General features: G+C 27.6%; 22 protein-coding genes. 15 read left to right on the top strand and 7 right to left on the bottom strand.

What is annotated here, in order from left to right:
- Nucleotides 1–32 precede the first annotated feature (32 nt).
- The 6 genes from dnaX to alaS all read left to right on the top strand — a co-directional run bounded on the left by dnaX (nt 33) and on the right by alaS (nt 8,063).
- Nucleotides 33–1,685: a DNA polymerase III subunit gamma/tau gene (gene dnaX / locus KMP11_RS05655; protein WP_216279673.1), complete on the top strand. Its 1,653-nt coding sequence runs from the start codon at nt 33–35 to the stop codon at nt 1,683–1,685.
- A gap of 127 nt (nt 1,686–1,812) precedes the next feature.
- Complete coding sequence (locus KMP11_RS05650; RefSeq protein WP_216279672.1) at nt 1,813–2,130, top strand: YbaB/EbfC family nucleoid-associated protein; 318 nt, start codon at nt 1,813–1,815, stop codon at nt 2,128–2,130.
- A 2-nt stretch (nt 2,131–2,132) separates the two neighbouring features.
- The gene (recR, locus tag KMP11_RS05645) at nt 2,133–2,729 is read left to right on the top strand and encodes a recombination mediator RecR (protein ID WP_215755708.1); all 597 of its coding nucleotides are present in this window, start codon (nt 2,133–2,135) and stop codon (nt 2,727–2,729) included.
- Nucleotides 2,730–2,772: 43 nt separating this feature from the next.
- Nucleotides 2,773–4,746 (top strand): transketolase, encoded by a 1,974-nt coding sequence (tkt, locus tag KMP11_RS05640; protein WP_216279671.1) that lies wholly within the window; start codon nt 2,773–2,775, stop codon nt 4,744–4,746.
- Between the two features lie 13 nt (nt 4,747–4,759).
- Nucleotides 4,760–5,128: a S1 RNA-binding domain-containing protein gene (locus KMP11_RS05635; protein WP_215755710.1), complete on the top strand. Its 369-nt coding sequence runs from the start codon at nt 4,760–4,762 to the stop codon at nt 5,126–5,128.
- 313 nt (nt 5,129–5,441) lie between these two features.
- Entirely contained in the window at nt 5,442–8,063 is a 2,622-nt protein-coding gene (gene alaS, locus KMP11_RS05630) for an alanine--tRNA ligase (RefSeq protein WP_216279670.1), read from the top strand.
- A gap of 326 nt (nt 8,064–8,389) precedes the next feature.
- Here the strand turns inward: alaS and KMP11_RS05625 are convergent, their stop codons facing one another.
- Nucleotides 8,390–9,472 carry a branched-chain amino acid aminotransferase gene (locus tag KMP11_RS05625; protein WP_216279669.1) on the bottom strand — a complete coding sequence of 361 codons (1,083 nt, stop codon included), beginning with the start codon at nt 9,470–9,472 and terminating at the stop codon, nt 8,390–8,392.
- 208 nt (nt 9,473–9,680) lie between these two features.
- On the opposite strand from KMP11_RS05625, the gene KMP11_RS05620 reads away from it, so the two are divergent.
- Together KMP11_RS05620 and KMP11_RS05615 are read left to right on the top strand one after the other, a co-directional pair.
- On the top strand, nt 9,681–10,853 hold the full coding sequence (locus KMP11_RS05620; RefSeq protein WP_216279668.1) for a pyridoxal phosphate-dependent aminotransferase: 1,173 nt from the start codon (nt 9,681–9,683) through the stop codon (nt 10,851–10,853).
- A 134-nt stretch (nt 10,854–10,987) separates the two neighbouring features.
- Complete coding sequence (locus tag KMP11_RS05615; protein WP_215755714.1) at nt 10,988–12,931, top strand: S9 family peptidase; 1,944 nt, start codon at nt 10,988–10,990, stop codon at nt 12,929–12,931.
- A 333-nt stretch (nt 12,932–13,264) separates the two neighbouring features.
- On the opposite strand, the gene KMP11_RS05610 is transcribed toward KMP11_RS05615, so the two are convergent.
- From KMP11_RS05610 to KMP11_RS05595, 4 genes are all read right to left on the bottom strand, one after another.
- Nucleotides 13,265–13,648, bottom strand: a complete 384-nt coding sequence (locus tag KMP11_RS05610) for a thioesterase family protein (protein WP_215755715.1) — start codon at nt 13,646–13,648, stop codon at nt 13,265–13,267.
- 10 nt (nt 13,649–13,658) lie between these two features.
- Nucleotides 13,659–14,135 carry an NUDIX hydrolase gene (locus tag KMP11_RS05605; RefSeq protein ID WP_252344638.1) on the bottom strand — a complete coding sequence of 159 codons (477 nt, stop codon included), beginning with the start codon at nt 14,133–14,135 and terminating at the stop codon, nt 13,659–13,661.
- A gap of 55 nt (nt 14,136–14,190) precedes the next feature.
- A complete protein-coding gene (locus KMP11_RS05600) occupies nt 14,191–14,379 on the bottom strand; it encodes a DUF2929 family protein (RefSeq protein ID WP_215755716.1) in 189 nt (62 codons plus the stop codon).
- An 86-nt stretch (nt 14,380–14,465) separates the two neighbouring features.
- A complete protein-coding gene (locus KMP11_RS05595; RefSeq protein WP_216279667.1) occupies nt 14,466–15,020 on the bottom strand; it encodes a thermonuclease family protein in 555 nt (184 codons plus the stop codon).
- 147 nt (nt 15,021–15,167) lie between these two features.
- Here KMP11_RS05595 and tsaE point away from each other — a divergent pair, with 147 nt between their 5' ends.
- The 4 genes from tsaE to tsaD are packed head-to-tail and all read left to right on the top strand — an operon-like array spanning nt 15,168 to nt 17,730.
- Nucleotides 15,168–15,629, top strand: coding sequence for a tRNA (adenosine(37)-N6)-threonylcarbamoyltransferase complex ATPase subunit type 1 TsaE (gene tsaE / locus KMP11_RS05590; RefSeq protein ID WP_215755718.1), 462 nt, complete (start codon nt 15,168–15,170; stop codon nt 15,627–15,629).
- Entirely contained in the window at nt 15,617–16,279 is a 663-nt protein-coding gene (gene tsaB / locus KMP11_RS05585) for a tRNA (adenosine(37)-N6)-threonylcarbamoyltransferase complex dimerization subunit type 1 TsaB (RefSeq protein WP_215755719.1), read from the top strand. Before tsaE ends, tsaB begins: the two co-directional genes overlap by 13 nt.
- Nucleotides 16,263–16,712, top strand: a complete 450-nt coding sequence (gene rimI / locus KMP11_RS05580) for a ribosomal protein S18-alanine N-acetyltransferase (RefSeq protein ID WP_215755720.1) — start codon at nt 16,263–16,265, stop codon at nt 16,710–16,712. The genes tsaB and rimI overlap by 17 nt, the downstream gene beginning before the upstream one ends.
- Nucleotides 16,696–17,730, top strand: a complete 1,035-nt coding sequence (gene tsaD, locus KMP11_RS05575) for a tRNA (adenosine(37)-N6)-threonylcarbamoyltransferase complex transferase subunit TsaD (protein WP_371741331.1) — start codon at nt 16,696–16,698, stop codon at nt 17,728–17,730. The genes rimI and tsaD overlap by 17 nt, the downstream gene beginning before the upstream one ends.
- Before the next feature lie 125 nt (nt 17,731–17,855).
- Here tsaD and mnmA read toward each other — a convergent pair whose 3' ends face one another.
- Both mnmA and KMP11_RS05565 read right to left on the bottom strand, forming a co-directional pair.
- Nucleotides 17,856–18,965, bottom strand: a complete 1,110-nt coding sequence (gene mnmA / locus KMP11_RS05570) for a tRNA 2-thiouridine(34) synthase MnmA (protein WP_215755722.1) — start codon at nt 18,963–18,965, stop codon at nt 17,856–17,858.
- 2 nt (nt 18,966–18,967) lie between these two features.
- Nucleotides 18,968–20,098, bottom strand: a complete 1,131-nt coding sequence (locus KMP11_RS05565) for a cysteine desulfurase family protein (RefSeq protein ID WP_371741376.1) — start codon at nt 20,096–20,098, stop codon at nt 18,968–18,970.
- 144 nt (nt 20,099–20,242) lie between these two features.
- On the opposite strand from KMP11_RS05565, the gene KMP11_RS05560 reads away from it, so the two are divergent.
- From KMP11_RS05560 to KMP11_RS05550, 3 genes are read left to right on the top strand one after another with little or no spacing between them, the layout of a single operon-like run.
- Entirely contained in the window at nt 20,243–20,860 is a 618-nt protein-coding gene (locus KMP11_RS05560) for a helix-hairpin-helix domain-containing protein (RefSeq protein ID WP_216279666.1), read from the top strand.
- Between the two features lie 11 nt (nt 20,861–20,871).
- Nucleotides 20,872–21,336, top strand: a complete 465-nt coding sequence (locus KMP11_RS05555; RefSeq protein ID WP_215755725.1) for a ComE operon protein 2 — start codon at nt 20,872–20,874, stop codon at nt 21,334–21,336.
- Nucleotides 21,337–21,342: 6 nt separating this feature from the next.
- A complete protein-coding gene (locus KMP11_RS05550) occupies nt 21,343–23,256 on the top strand; it encodes a ComEC/Rec2 family competence protein (RefSeq protein WP_216279665.1) in 1,914 nt (637 codons plus the stop codon).

Here is a 23,256-nt window from a genome sequence, read left to right as displayed (position 1 = left end):
TATGATATAATTATATAGAATTGGAGGTATGTATGTTTAAATCATTATATAGAAAATATAGACCACAAACTTTTTCTGATGTAGTAGGTCAAAAACATGTTGTTTCGGTACTGCAAAGTGCCATAGTTCAAAAAAAAATTGCCCACGCTTATATTTTTTATGGTTCGAGAGGAACGGGTAAAACTTCTTTGGCAAAAATATTTGCAAATGAAGTGAATAATAATGCAGAATATTTAAGCGATAGTGTTGATATTATAGAAATTGACGCTGCAAGTAATAACGGGGTTGATGAAATTCGTGATTTAAAAGAAGCTATTAAGTTTTCACCAACTCAAAGCAAATACAAAGTATATATAATTGATGAAGTTCATATGCTAACTACCTCAGCTTTTAACGCCCTATTAAAAACTTTAGAAGAACCACCTGCCCACATAATTTTTATTTTAGCAACTACGGAAATACATAAAATACCTGCAACTATCTTGTCAAGGTGTCAAAAATTTGAATTTAAAAATATAAGTCAGGCTGAACTTGTAGAAAGATTAAATTATATAGCTGAAAAAGAAAATATAAGAGCAGAAAAAGATGCCTTAATAAAAATAGCACAGGTAGCCAAGGGCGGACTTCGTGATGCAATAGGAATATTGGAGCAAGCATCTAATTATAATTTAGAAAAAATTTCACTATCTGATATCTTAGCCCTAACCTCATCAGTAGGGGAAGAAGAAATACTTAATTTTTATAGATTAATATTGGAAAATAATAGCTCACAAGCACTTTTAGAATATTCTAAATTTCTAGAATTAGGCAAGGATACAAAATTATTACTTAGCGACTTAATAAATGTATCAAGAGATATAATAATTTATAAGAATATTAATAATAAAGATTTTTGTGAATATAGGGTTGAAGAACTTGCTGAAGTATTAAAAAATATTTCAACTGAAAGAATTTACAAAAACATAGAAGAATTAGCGAGTGCAGAAAATAATATAAGATTTTCAACAGAATATATTAGTTATATGCAGATATGTATAATAAAAATGTGTCAAACACCTGCTGAAAAAATGGAAAATAAGAAGTTAGATAATTCTAAAATAGAGCTATTAGAAAAAAGAATACAAGACTTAGAAGAAAAACTTAATAATATAAATCTTGCTAGTATAAATACAAATTCAAAAAATATAGATGATGTTGTAGAAAAAAACGATGTTGAAGACGAAGGAATTGAAAAACTAGACTCTTACTTTATTCCTAATAGGAAAAAAATAGAAAATTTAATTTTAAATTCTAACGACAAATTCACCATATATGCAAGAAATATTTTTTCAAAAATTCTTAAGGAAAGTTCGACTATTAATGGTGATATAAGTAATTTTTTAAAAAATTCTGACTTCTTATCTTCATCTAAAAATGGGGGTTTAATTGTTCTTAATAATTCACTTGATATTTTTAAAGTTAGTTCGGATGCTAAATATAATGACTATTTAGAAAATTCTTTTTCTAAGTTATTGGATGTTGAATATAGTATATACATATTACAAAAAGAACAATACGAATATTTATTAGAAAATATGAATATGAGTAAAGAAGAAAATTTAGAAGAAGAAAGTCTAGTCGAAGAAAAAAAAGAAAATACATTAAAAATAGAAAATTTATTTTCAGATATTATAGTTGAAAAGTAGCTGTTATTTCAGAAATAATACTATTAAATAAATGTTTTCTTTGTGAAAAGAAAAAATGAAAATCATTGACAATATAAAGAAATTTAACTAAAATTACATTATGGTAAAATTTAGGAGGGATAAACAAATGCGTGGTATGGGAAATATGCAACAGATGATGCGTAAAATGCAAAAAATGCAAAAAGATATGATGGATGCTCAAGAGGGGCTTAAAGATAAAATGGTTGAAGGAACTGTATCAGGAGATATGGTAAAAGTTATAGCTAATGGAGATGGTAAAATTTTAGATATAATAATAAAAGAAGAAATTGTAGATCCAGGAGATGTAGATATGTTACAAGATATGGTTATAACTGCAGTTAATGACGCCTTAGAAAAATCAAATAGATTAAAAGAAGAAACTTTAGGGAAATTTACTAACGGTTTAAATATTCCAGGACTTTAAGTATGAAATATCCAAAACCAATATTAGATTTGTTAAATAATTACATGAAACTTCCTGGTATAGGGAGAAAAACTTCAATAAGATTAGCATTTCATACACTAAAAATGAAAGACAAAGATATAGAAGAATTTGCATTAGCTCTAATAAATTTAAAACATAATCTTTGCAAGTGTACAGAATGTGGAAGATTAAACGAAAACAAAGTATGTGATATCTGTTCTGATAAATCCAGAGATAATAGTATAATATGTGTTGTCGAAAGCGACCAAGATTTGATGGCTATGGAAAATATGGAGCAGTATAGAGGACTATATCATATTTTAAATGGAGTAATTTCTCCTATGGATGGTATAGGACCAGCTGATATAAATTTAAAATCACTATTACACAGAGTTAAAAACGAAAATATTAAAGAGGTTATACTAGCAACTAATTCATCTCCTGAGGGGGAAGGGACGGCTAGTTTTATAGTTAAAATATTAAAAACAACAGATATAAAAGTGACAAGAATAGCGCAGGGAATTTCTTTTGGAAGTGATATTGTTTATGCTGATGAGCTAACTTTAGCTAGGGCAATATCTGGAAGAATAGAATTGTAAATATTAAATCACTATATAAATATTATTTTTAGGAGGGACGTAAATGTCACAACAATCAGTAAATGCGATTAAAGTTCTTGGTATTGATGCTATTAATAAGGCTAAATCTGGTCATCCAGGAATTGTAATGGGAGCTGCTCCATTATCTTATGCACTATTTAATAATCATATCAAGGTAAATCCAAAAAATCCATCTTGGATAAATAGGGATAGATTTATATTATCTGCTGGACATGGTTCAATGTTACAGTATGCACTACTTCACTTAGCAGGTTATGAAGATGTATCAATAGAAGAAATTAAAAATTTTCGTAAATGGAATTCTAAAACACCGGGGCATCCAGAGTTCGGACACACAAGAGGAGTAGATGCAACAACAGGACCTTTAGGACAAGGAATATCTACGGCAGTAGGAATGGCTTTGGCAGAAAGATTTTTAGCGGCTAAATATAATAAAGAGGGATATGAATTATTTAATCACTATACTTATGTAATTTGTGGTGATGGAGATATTATGGAGGGTGTTGCTTCTGAAACAGCCTCTTTTGCAGGATTACAAAAATTAGAAAAATTAATAGTTCTTTATGACTCGAACGATATTTGTTTAGACGGAGAAACTAAAGACGCTTTTAGCGAAAATGTTTGTAAACGTTACGAATCTTATGGCTGGAATACATTATTAGTAGAGGATGGTTCAGATGTTGCAGCAGTTACTTCAGCAATATCTCAAGCAAAAATTTCTAACAAACCAACTCTAATAGAAGTAAAAACAATTATAGGTGCTGGTTCACCTAATAAACAAGGAACAAACTCTGTACATGGTTCTCCTATTGGAGAAGAAGAAGCTAATTTATTTAAAAAAGAAATTGGTTGGCAACATGCACCATTTGAAATTCCGTCATCAGTTTATGAAGATTTCCAAAATTCTTTAATAAATCGTGGATTAGTTGCATACTCATCTTGGGTTAAACTTTATGAAGAATATAAAATTAAATATCCAGAACTAGCTCAAGAATTAGAGGCAGCACTATCAAGAAATGATATAGAGGAATTATCTAAAGCAAGTTTTAATTTTAAAGAAGTTGGAGAACAACAAGCAACTAGAAATTCATCACAAGATGCTTTAAATTCTATTGCTAATGTATTACCTACATTTTTTGGAGGTTCAGCAGATCTTTCTCATTCTAATATGACATTTATTAAGGGTGAAGGATTGCAAGATGACGAAAATAGATTATTCCGTAATATTCAATTTGGTGTTCGTGAATTTGGTATGGCGACAATTTTAAATGGTTTAGCTCTACATAGGGGAGTGCGTGTTTTTGGGGGGACATTCTTCGTATTCTCTGATTACTTAAAGGCCGCACTAAGACTTTCTGCTTTACAAAATTTACCCGTAACTTATGTATTTACACATGATAGTATAGCAGTAGGAGAAGACGGTCCAACACATGAACCAATAGAACACTTAGCATCTTTAAGAACAATTCCAAATTCTTATGTATTTAGACCAGCAGATGCAACTGAAACTCAAGCGGCTTGGTATCTAGCTCAAAAATCAAATACTAAACCATCATCATTAGTATTAACTCGTCAAAACTTGCCTGTTTTAGAAAATTCATCTTTTGAAAATGTAGCAAAAGGTGCTTATGTAGTTCATGAAACTTCTACAGATTTTGATACAATTATTATTGCAACAGGTTCAGAAGTTAATTTAGCTATTGAATCAGCAAAAGAGTTAGAAAAAGACGGTTGGAAACTGCGTGTGGTAAGTATGCCATCAGTAGAATTATTTGAAGAACAAAGTCAAGAATATAAAAATGAATTATTACCAAAATCTATTCGTCGTCGAGTAGCTATTGAAATGGGTAATACAGCATTGTGGTATAAATATGTAGGGTTAGACGGTTTAGTAATTGGTATTGATACTTTTGGGGCTTCGGCACCAGCAAGTAAAGTAATCGAAGAATACGGCTTTACAGTAGAAAAAGTTGTAGCCAGAATTAAAGAGCTGTAAAAATAGGTGTGAAATGGTATTTTATAGAAGCGGAGATATAATAAAGGCTAAAGTTACTGCAATCAAACATTATGGAGCCTTTATTCAAACAAAAGACGGTACACAAGGTTTAATTCATATATCAGAAATAGATAATAGTTTTATTGTAGATATAAATTATTATTTGAAAGTTGGAGAAATTATTGAAGTAAAAGTTTTATCATTTAGAGATGGTAGAATAAATGCCTCCCTAAACTTTAATAAGAATAGAAAAAAAATCTTAGGGAAAAATAATGAGAATTTGAATATTATTCAATTTAAGTATGGTTTTGAAACTCTAAAAAATAATCTTGAGCTTTGGCAAAAAAAAGCTGAATATGAAATTAGACAAAATAAAAAATAGTTGACAAGTTTAATATGAATATATTATAATGACTTCATATAAATTTGAAATTTAGGAATACTAGTAAAGTAAAATATTTAATAAGAGAGAGTCTGATGCTGAAAATGACTTAATATTTTTGTTAGTTGCTACCTAAGAATATATTTCGTCGGCAGAAAAGTCGTTATCAACACTGGAGTAGGTTTTATAAGCTAGAAAAAAGGTGGTACCACGTTAAATATGCGTCCTTGAACGAGAAGATAATTCTTGTTCAAGGATTTTTATTTTTAAATTTTAAATTTTAAAAAATATTTTAATAAAAAGGAGAGATAGCATGAAAAAATTATCATCATCACAAATTAGAAAAATGTTTTTGGATTTTTTTGAAGAAAAAGAACACATGGTTGAGCCCGGAGCATCACTAGTTCCAAATAACGACCCATCTTTACTATGGATTAATTCTGGAGTAGCCGCATTAAAAAAATATTTTGACGGTAGAGAAATTCCTGATAAACCTAGAATTACAAATTCACAAAAATCAATTCGTACAAATGATATTGAAAATGTAGGAAAAACAGCTCGTCATCACACATTTTTTGAAATGTTAGGTAATTTTTCTATCGGAGATTATTTTAAAGAAGAAGCTGTTTTGTGGGCTTGGGAATTTTTAACTTCTGAAAAATGGTTAGGTTTAGAAAAAGAAAAAATGTATGTAACTGTTCATCCAGAAGATAAAGATGCTTATAGAATATGGCATGATTTAGTAGGTCTAGAAAAAGAAAGAATTATCCGTATAGAAGGAAATTTTTGGGATATAGGAGAAGGTCCTTCAGGACCTAATACAGAAATATTTTACGACAGGGGAGAGGACACAGACAATACTGCACCAGCTTGTGAAATGTATCCTGGTGGAGAGAATGAACGCTATCTTGAAGTTTGGAATGTAGTATTCAGTCAATATAATCATAATCCTGATGGAACTTATACAGAGCTGCCTACAAAAAATATAGATACGGGTATGGGACTTGAACGTATTACATCTGTTATTCAAGATGTGCCAACAAATTTTGATACTGATTTATTCATACCTATTATTCGTAAAATAGAAGAAATTTCTGGAAAAACTTATAGAAGTAATGAAAATCAAGATGTAGCTTTTAAGGTTATTGCTGACCATATCAGAACAGCAGTATTTGCAATTTCAGATGGTGCTATGCCATCTAATGAAGGACGTGGTTACATTTTACGCCGTTTAATTCGTAGAGCTATAAGATATTCTAAATATTTAGATTTAAACTCTGCATTTATGTACAAACTGACACCAATTGTTGCAGAAATTATGATTGATTATTATCCAGAAGTTTCTAAATCTGTTGATTTTGTTCAAGATGTAATATTAAAAGAAGAAGAAAGATTCCATGAAACTCTGCAAGAAGGAGAAGCAATTTTAAAATCTATAGTAGCAGAAGTTCAAAATACAAGCAAAGTTATTCCAGGAGCAAAGGTCTTTAAACTATATGATACATTTGGGTTTCCTATTGAATTGACTGAAGAATATGCAGAAGAATACGGACTTACTGTTGATATAGCAGGATTTGAAGAAGAAATGGAAAAACAAAAAGAACGTGCTCGCAGTTCGCGTCAAGATGATTCATCTATGCAAGTTCAGTCAGACTTATATTCTAAAATACAAGGTGAGAGTGAATTTGTTGGATATAGCAACCAGGTTTCTAAGTCAAAAGTAATAGCTATAATAGATAGTGAAGAAAATATATTAAATTATTATAGTGATAAAGATGTAGTAAAAGTTATTTTTGATAAAACACCTTTTTATGCAGAAAGTGGTGGGCAAGTAGCAGATAGGGGAAGTATTGTTGGTAATAATTTTAAAGCAAAAGTTATTGATGTTAAAAAATTACCAGATAAACGCCATATCCATTTCCTTAAAATTATTGAGGGTCAGTTATTATTAAATAATGAATATGATTTATCTATAGATGTAACTTATAGATTTGATATTGAGAAAAATCATACAGCTACCCACTTATTAAATGAAGTATTAAGACAATTAGTAGGTAAACATATAAAACAAGCTGGTTCCTTAGTTACTGATGAAAAATTACGTTTCGATATAACACATTTCACAGCTTTAACACCACAAGAAATTTCTCAAGTAGAAAGAGTAGTCAATGAAAAAATTTGGGAGTCACTGCCAATAAGAACAAGTGAAATGCCAATAGCAGAAGCTCGTGCTTTAGGTGCACAAGCATTATTCGGAGAAAAATACGGTTCAATAGTTCGTGTCGTATCAATAGGAGATTACTCAGTAGAACTTTGTGGAGGAACGCATACAAACAATTCTTCAGAAGTTGGAATGTTTAAAATAATTTCTGAATCAGGAGTTGCCGCTGGAGTTCGTCGTATAGAAGCTATTACGGGTAAAGCTGTTTACAAATACTTGCAGGAACAAAATAATACTTTAGAAGAAGTTTGCAGATTGACAAAATCTAAAGAAACAACAGTTATAGAAAAAGTAGCTAGCCTGCAAAATGATTTTAAAAAATTAACTAAAGAAAAAGATAGTTTGCAACAAAAAATAGCTAATGCAGAAATAAATAGTTTATTATCTTCAGTTAAAGAAATTAATGGAGTTAAATTATTAACTACTGTTGTAGAATCAGAAAATATGAATCACTTAAAACAAATAGTTGATAATGCAAAAGATAAACTAGAAAATTATGTAATAGCATTTGCCTCAATTAATGATGATAAAGTAAACTTTGTTGTTGCAGTAGATAAGAATTTAACATCAAAATATCAGGCAGGAAAATTGGTAAATATACTAGCAAATGTTTGTGACGGTAAAGGCGGCGGTAGAGCAGATATGGCACAAGCAGGAGCTAAAGATATTTCTAAAATTAATGAAGCATTTTCTAAACTTGAAAAATCAATATAGTAGCTAGTTAATATTTAGTGTATAGAAAAAATACACACTAAATATTTTTTATTTCAAATATTTTAAAATTATTAGGATAGAAAAAATTTAGTGTTTATTTATGTTTCTAAAATTAAAACTAAAACTTTTAAGAAAATATAGAAGTGTGAACATCGAAAATAAAAATTTTTAATTTGTTATAACTTAGTGGTAATATTAAAAAAAGTGATGTATATTTTAAAATATTTGATATTTAGATTAATAAACAAAATATAAATTTTTTAATTTAGATAATATATTTAAAATAAAAAAAGTAGGAATTTATCCTACTTTTTTATTTTCTTAAATTATTTTTCAACTTTATAAATCCAACCAAATTTGTCTTCTACTTTTCCTAGTTGAATACCTGTTAATTGATTGTAAATAGCTTTTGTTCCTTTGCCAGTTTCAAAATTATTAACGACTATTTTTTTCTTGCCATCAAATAATTCCCCTACTGGAGATACAACTGCAGCTGTTCCTGAACCAAATACTTCTTCTAGTTTTCCATTATCAGCAGCATCATATAGTTCATCAATAGAAATTTTTCTTTCTTCAACATTTTCACCATTAGATTTTAATAATTGGATTATTGAATCTCTTGTAATACCTGGGAGAATAGAACCGTTTAATTCTGGTGTTACGTACTTACCGTCTATTTTGAAAAAGATATTCATAGCTCCAACTTCTTCTACATATTTTTGTTCTACTCCATCAAGCCACAATGTTTGTGCATAACCTAATTTTGCGGCCTTGTTTTGCCCTAAAAATGAACCTGCATAATTACCAGCAGCTTTGGCAAATCCAGTTCCACCACGTACTGCTCTAACATATTCATCTTCAACAAAAATTTTATTTGGCTCTAAGCCCCCTTTAAAGTAGGCTCCTGATGGTGAAAGTATAATCATAAATTTAACATTTGAGTTAGGTTTTACTCCTAAAAATTCGTCAGTACCGAACATAAATGGTCTAACATATAATGAAGTACCTTCTGCCGTAGGTATCCAGTCTTTATCTATTTTCAATAATTCTGTTAAAGCAGCTAGTGCAAATTCTTCATCTACTGTTGGTAAAACCATACGTTCAGCAGATTTATTTATACGTTTAAAGTTTTCCCAGGGTCTAAATAATACTGCGTCTCCATTAGCTATATATGCTTTCATTCCTTCAAAAACTGCTTGACCATAATGCAAAGTTGCATTAGCAGGAGATAATGAAAGATTTGCAAATTCTACTATTCTAGGATTGTGCCAACCCTCATTTTCATTCCAATCCATTTCAAACATATGGTCAGTAAATAATTTACCAAAACCAAGACTATTTTGGTCTGGTTTTTCTTTAGGATTTTTTGTTAATTCTATTTTTATATCTTTTACTTCTAATTTACTCATGTAATTCTCCTTTATTCTTAAATATGATAAATTAATTATAATATTTTAAGAAAAATATTGCAAGATTTTTAAGATGTTTTTTCAGAAAAATTAATATTATAAATTTATATTTCAAAAATTTACTTGATTTCTAATTTATATATGTTAAAATTGTTCCTATAGTTTTAATTTAATTCTATTATTACTAAATTTTTAGGAGGTAAATATTATGAAATTAAAAAAAAGTTTAGAAAATACTTTTAGTAAAGCCTTAGATATTATAAAAAGTTCTCCACTTAGAGAATTTGATGCTTATGCTTCACAGAGAGAAGGCGTTATAAAATTAACTTTAGGTGAACCAGATTTTGATACAGCAGATGTTATAAAAAAAGCAATTCAAACATCTTTGGACAACAACAGAACACATTATTCTTTGAACGCTGGAGTTTTAGAACTTAGACAAGCTGTAGCAGAAATGATGAAAGAGAAATATAATGTTGATTATACAGCTGACGAAGTTATAATCACTGTTGGAGCTTCTGCTGCGATAGAGCATACTATTTCTGCCTTAACTAATCCTGGAGATACAGTTTTAGTAACAACACCTTACTTTACATTTTATGATGGTTGCTCATACTTGAATAACTGTAATGTAGGTTATATTGATACATTAGAAACTGATTTTAAATTAACACCGGAATTATTTGAAGAAAATTATAAAAAATACGAAAATGTAAAAGCAATAGTTTTAAATTATCCTAATAATCCGTCTGGAGTTTCTTATACTAAAGAAGAATTATTAGAATTAGCAAATACTTTTAGAAAATATGATATTTTTATTATAAGTGATGAGATTTATGCTGATATTAGCTATAACTATAAGCACACTTCATTAACAGAAATTATACCTGAACAAACAATTTTAATAACTGGTTTATCAAAATCACACGCAATGACTGGTTGGCGAGTAGGTTTTATTGTCGCTCCACAAAAAGCAATTCAAAAAATTGTAGTTTATCATCTGTTTACAGTTTCTGGTATTCCGACTTTTATTCAAGATGCAGCAGTTGTTGCTCTTAAGGATAAAGAATCAAAAGAATATACAGAAAAAATGATAAAGACTTATACCGAGCGTCAAAAATATTTAGTTCCAGAACTAGAAAAATTAGGATTTAAAATTTCAGGTATTGACGGAGCTTTCTATGTTTTTGCAAGGATACCTAAAAAATATAGAACCATGAAAACTATGGAATTTTGTAAATTTTTGGTCAAGGAAGCTAGAGTTGGGCTTATTCCAGGAACAGCATTTGGAGAATCGTATGACGAATATGTCAGAATTAGTTATGCTACTAGTATTGAAAATTTAAAAGAAGCAGTTAAAAGAATTAGTCAAGTACTATAAATATAAAAAAACAGTGTCAAATTTAGTCGGCACTGTTTTTTAAATAAATGCTTAATAAATTTTCAACAAAACCTTGAAAAAGCATAACGATAAGTTTATAATTAAAGAAATGTTTAACTTAAAGGAGTTTTGTGATGAATTTTATAAAGAATGAAAGTTTATTTGATTTAAATAATGTAGGAAATCCTGTCTTGCTAGATAAATATATTTTTTATACTCAAACAACTACAAAAGAAGCAACAAATACTTACGAAACAAAATTATTTAGAATAGATATTAATACTAAAGCAATTACAGAATGGGGTAATGGGGGAAGTGTTTACACTAACTTAGAATTGTCGCCCAATAAGGATAAAATTTTATTTTTATCAAATAATACTAAAGATAAAAAAAATCAACTATTTTCAATGAGTTTGTCAGGTGGAATGGCAAAACAATTAACTTTTGAAAAAGAAGGAATAAGTAATTATATATTCAAAGAAGACAAAGTTTACTATCACACTTCTTCAAAACAAGAAGAAAAAGAAAATAAGTCAGAAGATAAAAATAATTTTCCAAAAGAAAATGTAATAGACAAGGTAATGTATAAGGCAGACGGAGTAGGTCTATTAGCTAGTAATTTGAAATATCAGTTTAAAAAATTAGAATTAGGTAAGTCTGAAGATGAAGTATTAATAGAAAAAAATGAAAATTTTACTATAAACTACATTTCAAAATGCGATACTTTTGCCCTTATGTCGATGTCAAAAAATATTTTTGATGAATGGCAGTACGGAAATTTAATATTAAAATATGATTTTAATACAAAAAAAGAAAGTAAATTATTTGATACAGAAGATAATTTTTATTTTGTTAATACTAATCCCAAAGAAAATAAAATTCTTTTTATATTGAACGATTTTTCTTATAAATTTGTAACACAAAATAATTTAGTCGTTTACGATTTAGAAACTAAAAAATTAACAAACATTACAGAAAAATTGGATATTGAAATAGGAGATCTCATAGTAGCTGATTTTCAACAAAGTATAAGTGGCGTTAATTTTGAGTGGCTTAATGATGATGAATTTATTTTTTCATCAACAGAAAAAGGAAAAATACTTTTATACACAGCTAACGTAAATGGTCAGATAAAAAATATATTAAATAAAGAAATTCATATCACAGGAAGTAGTTTTTGTGATAACAAAATAGCTATTACTTATTCTACTTTAAATTATCCGAGTGGTTTAGCCTTATTTGATATTGCAAGGGAAGAATTTACAGATATTTATAATCCTAACGAAAAATTTTTAAAAGGAACTAAACTTGCAAAAATTGACAGATTTTGGTTTAAAGCTCATGACGATTTATATATTCAAGGTTGGTATGTAAATCCTCTTGCTGTAAAAGAAAATAATCCTGCAATTCTTTATGTTCATGGAGGACCGCAAGTATGTTACGGCGAAAGTTTTTTTCATGAAATGCAGGTTTTAGCATCAAAGGGTTATGGTGTTATTATGTTAAATCCTAGAGGTGGAGGAAGTTACGGACAAAAATTTGTTTCAGCAATCTTGGGTGATTATGGTAATAATGATTTTAAAGATTTAATGACAGGTTTAGAATATGTTTTAGAAAAGTATTCAAGCATTGATAGAAGTAGAGTGTATCTTGCTGGAGGAAGTTACGGAGGGTTTATGACTAACTGGATAGTAGGTCATAGTAATATTTTTAAAGCGGCAGTAGCACAACGTAGCATATCGAACTGGATAAGTTTTTATGGAACAAGTGATATAGGAGCATTTTTTGTTGAATATCAACTAGAAAGAAACTTAAATAATATGGAAAAATTGTGGGCTATGTCGCCACTAGCTTATGCAAAAAATGTCAAAACTCCTCTGTTGTTATTGCATGGAGATGATGATTTACGCTGTCCTAAGGAACAAGCAGAACAAATGTATATAGCTTTAAAAAGAAATAATATTAAAACAAAATTAATAATTTTTCCGCAGTCAAGTCATGGACTTTCAAGAGAGGGACTGCCTAATTTAAGAATTGCAAGATTAAAAGCTATTCAAGATTGGTTTGAAGAAAATTAAAAAAGTTGGGAATGAAATTTCATTCCCAACTTTTTGTAAATATATGCAAATATTATTGAAAAATTTTTGTTAGACTTCTAAGAATTAAAAAATGCAAGCCTATAAGAAAAAAGTCAACAAAATAAAAAATAATTAGCAAGCAAGTTTTATATGCGTAAAACTCATCACTAAAAAACTGACTAGAAAAAAGTAGGAAGAAATAGATAATTTTATTTACGTTCCTTGTATTAGTTAAAAAATATTTGCGGCATTATTTTTTAAGAGTTTTAGAATTTTTGTCATAAAAAATTTTTTATATTATTTTTTCGGAAATTATATGTAATTAAATAAATTTTATAATTTTTCTAGGAATTTTTTATTATTTATTATAACCCTAGTGTGAGAACAGTCCGCTATTTTTTTCTTGTCATCATTTATTTTTTCGTAAGCTAAAGCGAAGAAAGTTATTATTTTTTCTTTTTTTATTTCTTTAATAGTAGCTTCTACTATAATTGTTGAAGAAATTTTTGATGGTGCTAGGTGATTTATATTAATATTACTACCGACAGAACCCAAATCTTTTTCTAAATATTTATTTAATAAGTCCTTGCAAGTTTCTTCTATGTAGGCGACTAACATAGGAGTAGAGAGAACATCTAAATCTCCACTTCCAATATTTTTGGCACTATGACTTATATCTACTATAAATTCTTTTGTTAATTTTTCATTTATGTTCATAATTTTACTCCTAATAAAAATTCACACTGTGTTCAATTAATTTTTTGTTTTTATATACAAACTTTGCTGAAAAGAAAGATTTTTTATCTATCAACCAGTCTAAAAAAATATAATCTCCTTCCCAAGTATTAATTTTTCTATTTTTTATATCTTCTTTTTTTATCCAAATCAAATCTCCCTCATCACAATTTTTTGTCATTTGACCAGAATATTTTTCTGCTGTAAAGACATAGGTATACCAATTAACACCTTGTTCAAAATCAGGAAAAGTTATTATTCCTCTTAGTGTCGGATTTGTTATATCTAAATTTGTTTCTTCTTTTACTTCACGAATAATACATTCTTCTGGACTTTCGCCATTTTCTATTTTACCACCTACACTTATGGTTAACCCCTCATGAACATCATTTTCTTTTTTATTTCTTGTCAGCATTAAAAATTCATCGCCATTATCTATATAGCACATAGCCCCTAAAGTATTTTTCATTTTAAATTCTCCTTAGATAAAAATAAAGAACTGTTTTCACAGCTCTAATTTAATATTATTTTTTATTCACCTTTATTAAACTATCTAAACCAGCAGCTCCTATTGCAAAAACAAGAGCAAGTATAGCACAGTTTTGTATAGTTAAACCTTGACTTACTCCGTTGCTACCAAGGATAGATGAAACTATAAATATAGCTATAAATGCGAATATAAATCCCCAGAATAAAGAAATTAAAAATTTCACAATATTACTCCTTTCTAGCTTATTAAATTTATTATATAATTAAAAAGAAAATATGACAAATATTTTTTAAATTGCTTGTAGAATTTTTATTTGCTCCAAAGATTTTTTTTATTACTCTTGGCTTGATTTTGTGCTTTTTTCAAAATATCAAGATATCTAGTGTCAGGTTCATAAACATATTTTATTTCTGCCAATCCTTCTTTTAACAATTCTTCTTGCACAAGTTTACCGTCTGCATAAACATAGGCTAAGGCTCTACCATATTTATCTAATTTTTGTTTGACATCAAATTCTAGTTCTACTTTTTTTGCATTTGCTAAAATTTTTCCGTTATATTCACTTGCTTCTGGACCATATTCTTGGACAGGAGTATTTTTTTTAACTGTTTCGGGTGTATCTATATTTAAGTATCTTACTGTCAAATCTTGTCCATTAAACTTAACTTTTATAGTATCGCCGTCTACTTTTTTAATAAATTTAACCTCATATCTTGTAGTATCTCCCTTTACATTTATTCCATTTATGTTTCCTGGCTTTACTTTGTCAATATTAACTACATCTGGATTTTTAAAAATATAAAAAGTGAAAACTAAAGCTATCGTAAAAATAAGTGATAATATAGCGTATAATTTTTTATTCATTTCAAACTCCTAAATTTTATTTCTAAAATATGATAACATAAAATTAGTTATTTTTCTATAAGTAGTAGTCTTGTATGCAACATTGAAAAAAAGCTGGGACTAGTATATAATATTATAGCTAGTAGAGTATATAAAAAGGTGAATTATATGACTAAGATAATTTTAAAAAATATGGAAGATACAGAAAAACTTGCAAGAATTTTGGCAAAAGAAACTGATGAAAAATTATTGCTAACACTTAGTGGAGATTTGGCTACCGGGAAAACAACTTTTACAAAATATTTTGCAAAACATCTGGGGATAAAAGATACAGTTAATTCTCCAACATTCAATATTCTTAAAGAATATACTACCGATAAAATTAATTTTTATCATATAGATGCTTATAGATTAGAAAATAGTGAAGAAGATTTAGGTTTTGAAGAAATTTTTTATGAAAATAATATTTGTGTTATTGAATGGGCAGAATTTATAGAAGATTTTTTACCTAGGGAAAGACTGAGTATAAAAATTCAATTTAATAATGACCTAAGAGAAGTTACAATTTTTTCTAAGGGTGAGTATTATGAAAAATTAGAAAGGAATTTAATTGAACAATGGTTAGCTTAATATTAGATGCTTCTAATGGTCATCTATCTATTGCTTGTTTTAGGAATGATACTTTGATTTCTGAATATAATATTGAATGCAAAAGAAACTTATCTGAAATTATTTTATTAGAAATAGATAATGTGATAAAAAAATCAGGTTTTACAAAAAATGATTTAACAGAAATAATAGCAACAAGAGGTCCGGGTTCTTACACAGCTCTAAGAGTTGTTTTATCTGTTGCTAAAAGTTTATCTTTTGCCCTTAACATACCAATAAAAACCTTATCTACACTAAGATTACAAAGTGTAGTAAATGAAAGTTACAACAAAGTTGTTGTGCCTTTAATTGATGGTAGAAGAGGTAACGTTTATGCGGTAGCATATTTAGATGGCAAAGAAATTTTAGAAGAAAATTACTATTCTATTGAGTTTATATTTGATTTTGTAAATAACTTAAATAGGGAAATTATTTTTGTTGGTAGTGATGTAAATAAGTTTGATTATTCTAAACTGAATGTAGATTATATTTTAAAAGATAAGCATACACTTGCTAAAAATTATATTTATGTAAAAGATTATGTACTAGCGACAGATTATTATAATGCCTTACCAAGTTATTTACGACTAACAGAGGCAGAAAGGAATTTAATTAATGATAAAAATAAATAAAGTAGGCGTAGAAAATTTAGATAGACTTTTAGAAATTGATAGTCAAAATTTTGATGACCCTTGGTCAAGAGAAATGTTTAAAAAAGAATTAGAACATGAAAATTCTGAATATTACGGACTTTTTAATGATGATGAAATTTTAGGATTTTGTGGTGGCTGGTATGCTGTAGATGAATATCAAATAAACAAAATAGTCATAGACAAACCACATCAAGATAAAAAATTAGGGCAATTATTTTTAATTTATATCATGCAATTATATGCAACTAAAAATGCTAAAAAAGCAACAATAGAAGTTAGAGAAAGTAATGCTAAGGCGATAAAAGTTTATACGAGGGCAGGATTTGATATTATCGGAAGGCGAGAAAATTATTATCAAAATAATAGAGAAAATGCTTATATAATGATAAGGGAATTTGGAAATGGATATTAATATTTTAGCGATTGAAACTAGTTGTGATGAAACCAGTGTCGCTGTTGTAAGAAATGGCAGAGAAGTTTTATCAAATATTGTTAGTAGTCAAATAAGCACGCATAAACAATATGGTGGTGTAGTTCCAGAAATAGCTAGTAGGCAACATATAGAAGTAATAATACAAGTTATTAGCCAAAGTTTAGAAGATGCGAAAATAAGTCTTGATAAAATAGATGCTATTTGTGTAACTCAAGGTCCAGGATTAATAGGTTCACTTTTAGTAGGAGTTAATGTAGCAAAAACTTTAAGTTATACTTTAGACAAACCACTTATAGCCGCTCATCACATAGCAGGGCATATTTATGTCAATAACATAGAAAATAATATTATTTATCCTTCTCTTGCTTTAGTAGTCAGTGGGGGGCATACAGAATTAGTCTTACTAAAAGATGAATTAGAATTTGAAATTATAGGTAATACACAAGATGATGCAGTAGGAGAAGCCTACGATAAGGTTGCTCGCCAGCTAGAATTAGAATATCCGGGTGGACCTAAAGTAGACAAATTATCAAAATTAGGAAAAGATACTTATAATTTACCTAGAGCAATGATTGATAGTGATGACTATAATTTTAGTTTTTCTGGTATGAAATCGGCAGTAATAAATATTATTCATAATGCAAAACAAAGGGGAGAAAATATAATTAAAGAAGACTTAGCTAAAAGTTTTCAAACAGCAGTGATTGATATCTTAGAAAGTAAAACCAAAAAAGCTATTAAAAATTTTAATATAAGGCAATTAATACTTGCTGGCGGTGTAGCAGGAAATAGTGATTTAAGAGAAAGTATGAAAAATTTAGCTAGTAATTTTGTAATAGAAATTTTAATACCTAGTATGGAATATTGTAGCGATAATGCGGCTATGATGGGGGCAGTAGGTTACTATTATTACAAAAATAATATTTTTGCAAATCCCTTATTACTCAATGCAAAATCAACTCTTAATTTAGAGGATATAAAAAATAATCAATATTAAAATTTTATTTTAAATAATTTATAGCAAATAAAAATTTAAGATAGTTAGAAAAAGTTTTTGAACTTTTAATTATTTTTAAAATTAATTATTAAAAATAATTAAAAATAAAAAATGAAACTATAAGATTATAGTTTCATTTTTTTATTGTCCTTATATACTTCATCAATAATAGCACCACCAAGACAAACATCGTCTTGGTAAAATACAACTGCTTGACCTGGAGTTACGGCACGAACTGGCTCATCATAAATAACTTTTACGGTATTATTTTCTAATATTTGTACTCTTACTTTTGTATCAGCTTGTCTATATCTGAATTTAGCCGTACAAGTAAAAGTAGTTTCTGAAATTTTATTTGAAGTAAATGATAGTGAACTTGCTAATAAACTATCAGAGTACAAAGTTTCATTGTGGAAACCTTGGCAAACGTAGAGAATATTTTTTTCTAAATCTTTGCCACATGCAAACCATGGTTCGCCATCAGTATCTTTAGTTCCTCCAATACCAAGACCATGTCTTTGTCCTATGGTGTAATACATTAAACCGTAGTGTTGTCCTCTTTCTACTCCTTGCAAGTCAACTATTTTACCTTTTTGTGCGGGCAGGTATTTACTTAGAAATTCTTTGAATTTTTTTTCTCCAATAAAGCAGATACCAGTAGAATCTTTTTTCTTGGCAGTAGCTAATCCTACTTTTTCTGCTATTTCTCTAACCTGCCATTTTTCTAATTCACCAATAGGAAATAAAATATCTTTTAGTTGATTTTGACTTAGTTGATTTAGAAAATAAGTTTGGTCTTTATTACTATCAAGACCTCTTAATAAGACTACTTCTCCATCTTTTTTTATTGTATGAGCGTAATGACCTGTTGCAACATAATCTGCTCCAAGGTCATAGGCGTAATCTAAAAATACTTTAAATTTTATTTCTTTATTACACATTATATCTGGATTAGGAGTTCTCCCTTTTTTATATTCATCTAAAAAATATGTAAAGACCTTATCCCAATATTCTTTTTCAAAATTAATGGAATAATATGGAATATCTAGTTGTTCGCAAACTTTAATAACATCTTCATAATCTTTTTCAGAAGTACAGACTCCATTTTCGTCTTTTTCTTCCCAGTTTTTCATAAATACACCGACTACATCATAGCCTTGTTCTTTTAGTAGGTATGCTGCTACGGACGAATCAACACCACCACTCATACCGACAATAACTTTTTTACCTTGCATTATTAACCTCTACTAATTATTTTTTCTTCTAGTATTTTTATTTTTTCTACTACTGTGTTTACATATTCTTTTTTTGTATCAAAACCTAAACTTATTCTTACAGAATGTTCAGCTCTTTTTTCATCAAACATATCTGCAATAATTTTACTGCCCTTTATATTTCCTGAACTACAAGCAGAACCTCCAGAAATATATATATTGTTTATGTCCAAATATGTTATAAGTCTTTGGGCTTGAATGTTTTTAAAATAGATATTTAATATATTTGGAAGAGAATTATTATGGTCGCCATTAATTTCAAAATCAATATTTTTTTCTGCCAATGATTTTAAGAAATAATTTTTTAATATTTGAATATTACTTATAGATTTTTCAGTTTCTTCTATACACTTTGCAAGAACCATAGCTCCAAAAATATCGCTTGTTCCTGAACGCATACCTTTTTCTTGTCCGCCACCAATTATAAAAGGATTGATTTTTTGAGATTTTGTATATAAAAATCCAAAATTATTTGTAGCACCTATTTTATGAGCAGAAACTGATGCAAAATCTAGGTTTAACTCCTGAACATCTATTTGTGTTTTGCAGTATGCTTGCACTATATCGCTATGAAATAAAATATTTTTTTCTTTGGCAATTTTTCCAATTTCTTTTATGGGTTGAATTATTCCCGTTTCATTATTTGCAAACATTATTGATATTAAAACAGTTTTTTCAGATATTTTTTCTTTTAATTCTGCTATATCAATAAGACCATTTTTATTTACTTTTAACTTAATTATATTGAAATTATTTTTTTTTAATTTTTCAGCATATTCTCTTACTGAAGGGTGTTCGACACTAGAAATTATAATATCACCACCACTAAATTCTTTTGCTACATGATTAAATACCATGTTATTTGCTTCTGTGCCACCAGATGTAAAAATTATTTTTTCAGAACTTGCATTGATAGAAGTAGCTATTTTTTTTCTAGCCTCTTCTAATAATTTAGCATTTTTTTTTCCTAATTTATGTGGGCTACTAGGATTTGCATATTCATTTTCTAAGATGTCAATCATTTTTTTATATATGTCAAAATGTTTTAATGATGAAGCTGCGTAATCTAAATATATATTATTCAAGCATACCACCTCGTTTATTATTTTCATTACATTGTAACATAAAAGTAATGAACACTCAATTTTTATAAATTTTATTGTCTTTATTAAGCCGAAATATTTTGACAGTAAAATTCTATTATATTATAATTATTTTAGAAATAGTAGGTGATAAATATGAAATATAATAAAGAAGAAATAATAGTTTTTATTAAAGAAAATATAAAAGAAATTTTCCTAGCCTTATTTACAAGTGTAATTTTTTCTGTAATCATATTTTTCTTATTTTTTAATAATAGCAAAAGTATAGATACCAATAAAAATATTAGCGAATATGTAGTAGGAAATAAGGAAGATTTAAAAAAAGAAGAAATAAAACAGGAAAAAATTTTTGTAGATATCAAAGGACAAGTTAATAAGCCAGGTCTTTATGAATGCGAAAATAATACTCGTATAAAAGAAGTAATTGATATGGCTGGAGGACTAACTTCAGATGCTGATATAAGTTCTGTAAATCTTAGTCAAAAAGTTCATGACCAAATGCTAATTTTAATACCAAAACAAGGGGAAGAAGCTCAGCAAAATTCTAGCGACAGTAACAAAAAAATTATAAATATAAATAGGGCTAGTAAAGAAGAACTTATGAAAATAAGTGGCATAGGAGAAACTAAGGCAAAAGCAATAATTGAATACAGAAAAAACAAGGGAATATTTAATAAAAAAGAAGATATAACGAAAGTAAAAGGGATAGGAAAGGGAACTTTTGAAAATATAAAAGATGAAATTGATGTTTAAGGAGAAATATTATGGAAGATAGAATTAGTTGGGACGAATATTTTATGGCACAAAGTCATTTATTATCGCTTAGGTCTACTTGTAGCAGATTAAGTGTAGGTGCAACTATAGTCAGAGATAAAAGAATTGTTGCAGGTGGATACAACGGTTCGATTAAAGGAGATGAACATTGTATAGACACTGGCTGTAAAGTTGTAGAAGGACATTGTGTGCGTACCATTCATGCAGAAATTAATGCTATTTTACAATGTGCTAAATTCGGAGTGTCAACAGAGTTTGGGACTATATACGTTACTCATTTTCCATGTTTAAATTGCACAAAAGCAATTATTCAAGCTGGAATAAAAGAAATTTGTTATGCTAATGATTACAGAAATAATGAATATGCCAAAGAATTGCTAGAAAAATCTAAAATAAAAGTTCGTAAGATTGAATACAATCCAAAATTAGTTGTTGAGAGAATGTTGAAAGAGTAAAAGCAAATGAAAAATTTTTTACTGGCTTTAGTAGCATTAGCATCTATCTTATTAAATATTAATAAAATTACATCATTATTAGTACTAGCCTTACTTTGTTTTTTAATATTTTTAAATAAAAAAGAAATAACTACTAAAGAAACTATAAAATTAATATTAGTTTTTTTAGTTTTTTTTATTAGAACAAATTTTATTATTTCAAATAATGTTTCAATCTTACAAAATTCAGAAAATGTAGATATAAAAATAGAAATTGTAGATAATATTTATATTAATGGAGACCATTTAAAAACAATAGGTTCTGTAAATGGAGAAGTTGTAAATATAAATTATAAAATAAAAAGTGAAAAAGAAAAAAATTATTTTAGGCATAATTTTAAGGGAGGACTTTTACAAACAAAGGCTAGCATTTCAGATATAAAAGAAAAAAATAATTTCTATTCATTTGACTATAAGACCTATTGTGAAAAACAAGGAATTTTTAAAAATATACAGATAGAAGAAATATTAAATATAGATGAAAAAGTTGATGGTATATATAAAAACATAAAATTATTGAGAAATAAGGCGATTAAAAATATAGAAGAAAATATTAAATTTGACAAACAAGGTTATTTTGAAGCCTTAATTTTTGGAGAAAAAAGTAATTTATCAAGAGAAGAAAAAAATAATTTTTCTAACTTGGGTATTAATCATTTACTGGCTATATCTGGTTTACATATTGCATTAGTAGTTTGGCTAATATACTTTATATTTAGAAGACTAGGACTATCAGAACAAGCAATAAATAAAATAATTTTTATATTTTTACCCATATATATTATCTTAGCTGGAGCAAGTCCGTCAGTTATAAGGGCAGTTTGTATGCTTCTTATTTATATGCTATGTATTAAGAAAAATATGTCTAGCATTAATTCTTTATTATTAAGTTTTGTAATAATGCTCTTATATAATCCGCTTTATTTATATAATTTAGGTTTTCAATTTTCATTTTTTATTACTTTTTGTTTGATAATGTCAAGTGATTTTATAAATAATTCTAAGAGTAATATAGGTAAAATATTTAAGATAAGTCTTGTATCTGGTTTAGCAAGTTTACCTATTTTAATATATAATTTTTATGTATTTTCATATATTTCAATTTTTAGTAATTTGTTATTCGTTCCATATTTCACCCTAATAGTATTTCCTTTAGTTATAATTAGCTATTTAATATCATTAATTTCTTTAGATTTATTTAATGGATTATGTGTTCCCTTATTAAATATAGTTTTTTATATTAATGATAAGTTAGAAGAAGTTTTTACTAAATTATTATTTATTATTAAAGTAGGACATATAAATAATTACACTGCTTATATAATTTTGATATTTGTCATATTAATATTGATATACTTAAATAAATATAAGTATAAAACATTTATTTTATTAACAACTATATTAATTTGCTTTTTATTATTAATTCCTAAATTTAATAATTTCAATAGAATAGAAAATTTAAAAATAGCCAATAGAGATGTAGCCTTTATAAAAAATAATAATATTTCTTTTCTTATAAATAGCTCGGCTAATCAGCGAAATTTTTACAGCGATTTTAGAAAAAAAAGAGAAGATTATGATATAATGAACGAATATAATTTATTATTTAATTATGAAGCTATTTATAGTGTAGATTTTCTAATACTAAGCAAGGATAAAAAAGCAGATATAGGTTTTGCTAAAAATCTTCTAGCTAAAAAACTTATTAAAAAATTATTAGTTACCCAGCAAATAGAAGATAAAGAAAGCGTAAAAGAAATAATAGACCTGGCAATTTTTTTGGATATTAAAGTAGAAATTTTAAAAAATAATAAGGTTTATAATATAGACGGATTAATTTTAGAAAATTTTGATGAAAATTTTAATTTTAAAATAATGTAA

Source organism: Gemella sp. zg-570, assembly GCF_018866345.1.
GTDB lineage: Bacteria > Bacillota > Bacilli > Staphylococcales > Gemellaceae > Gemelliphila.
The sequence above is the reverse complement of the archived record's forward strand: the minus strand, read 5'-3'. Positions and strand labels throughout refer to the sequence as shown.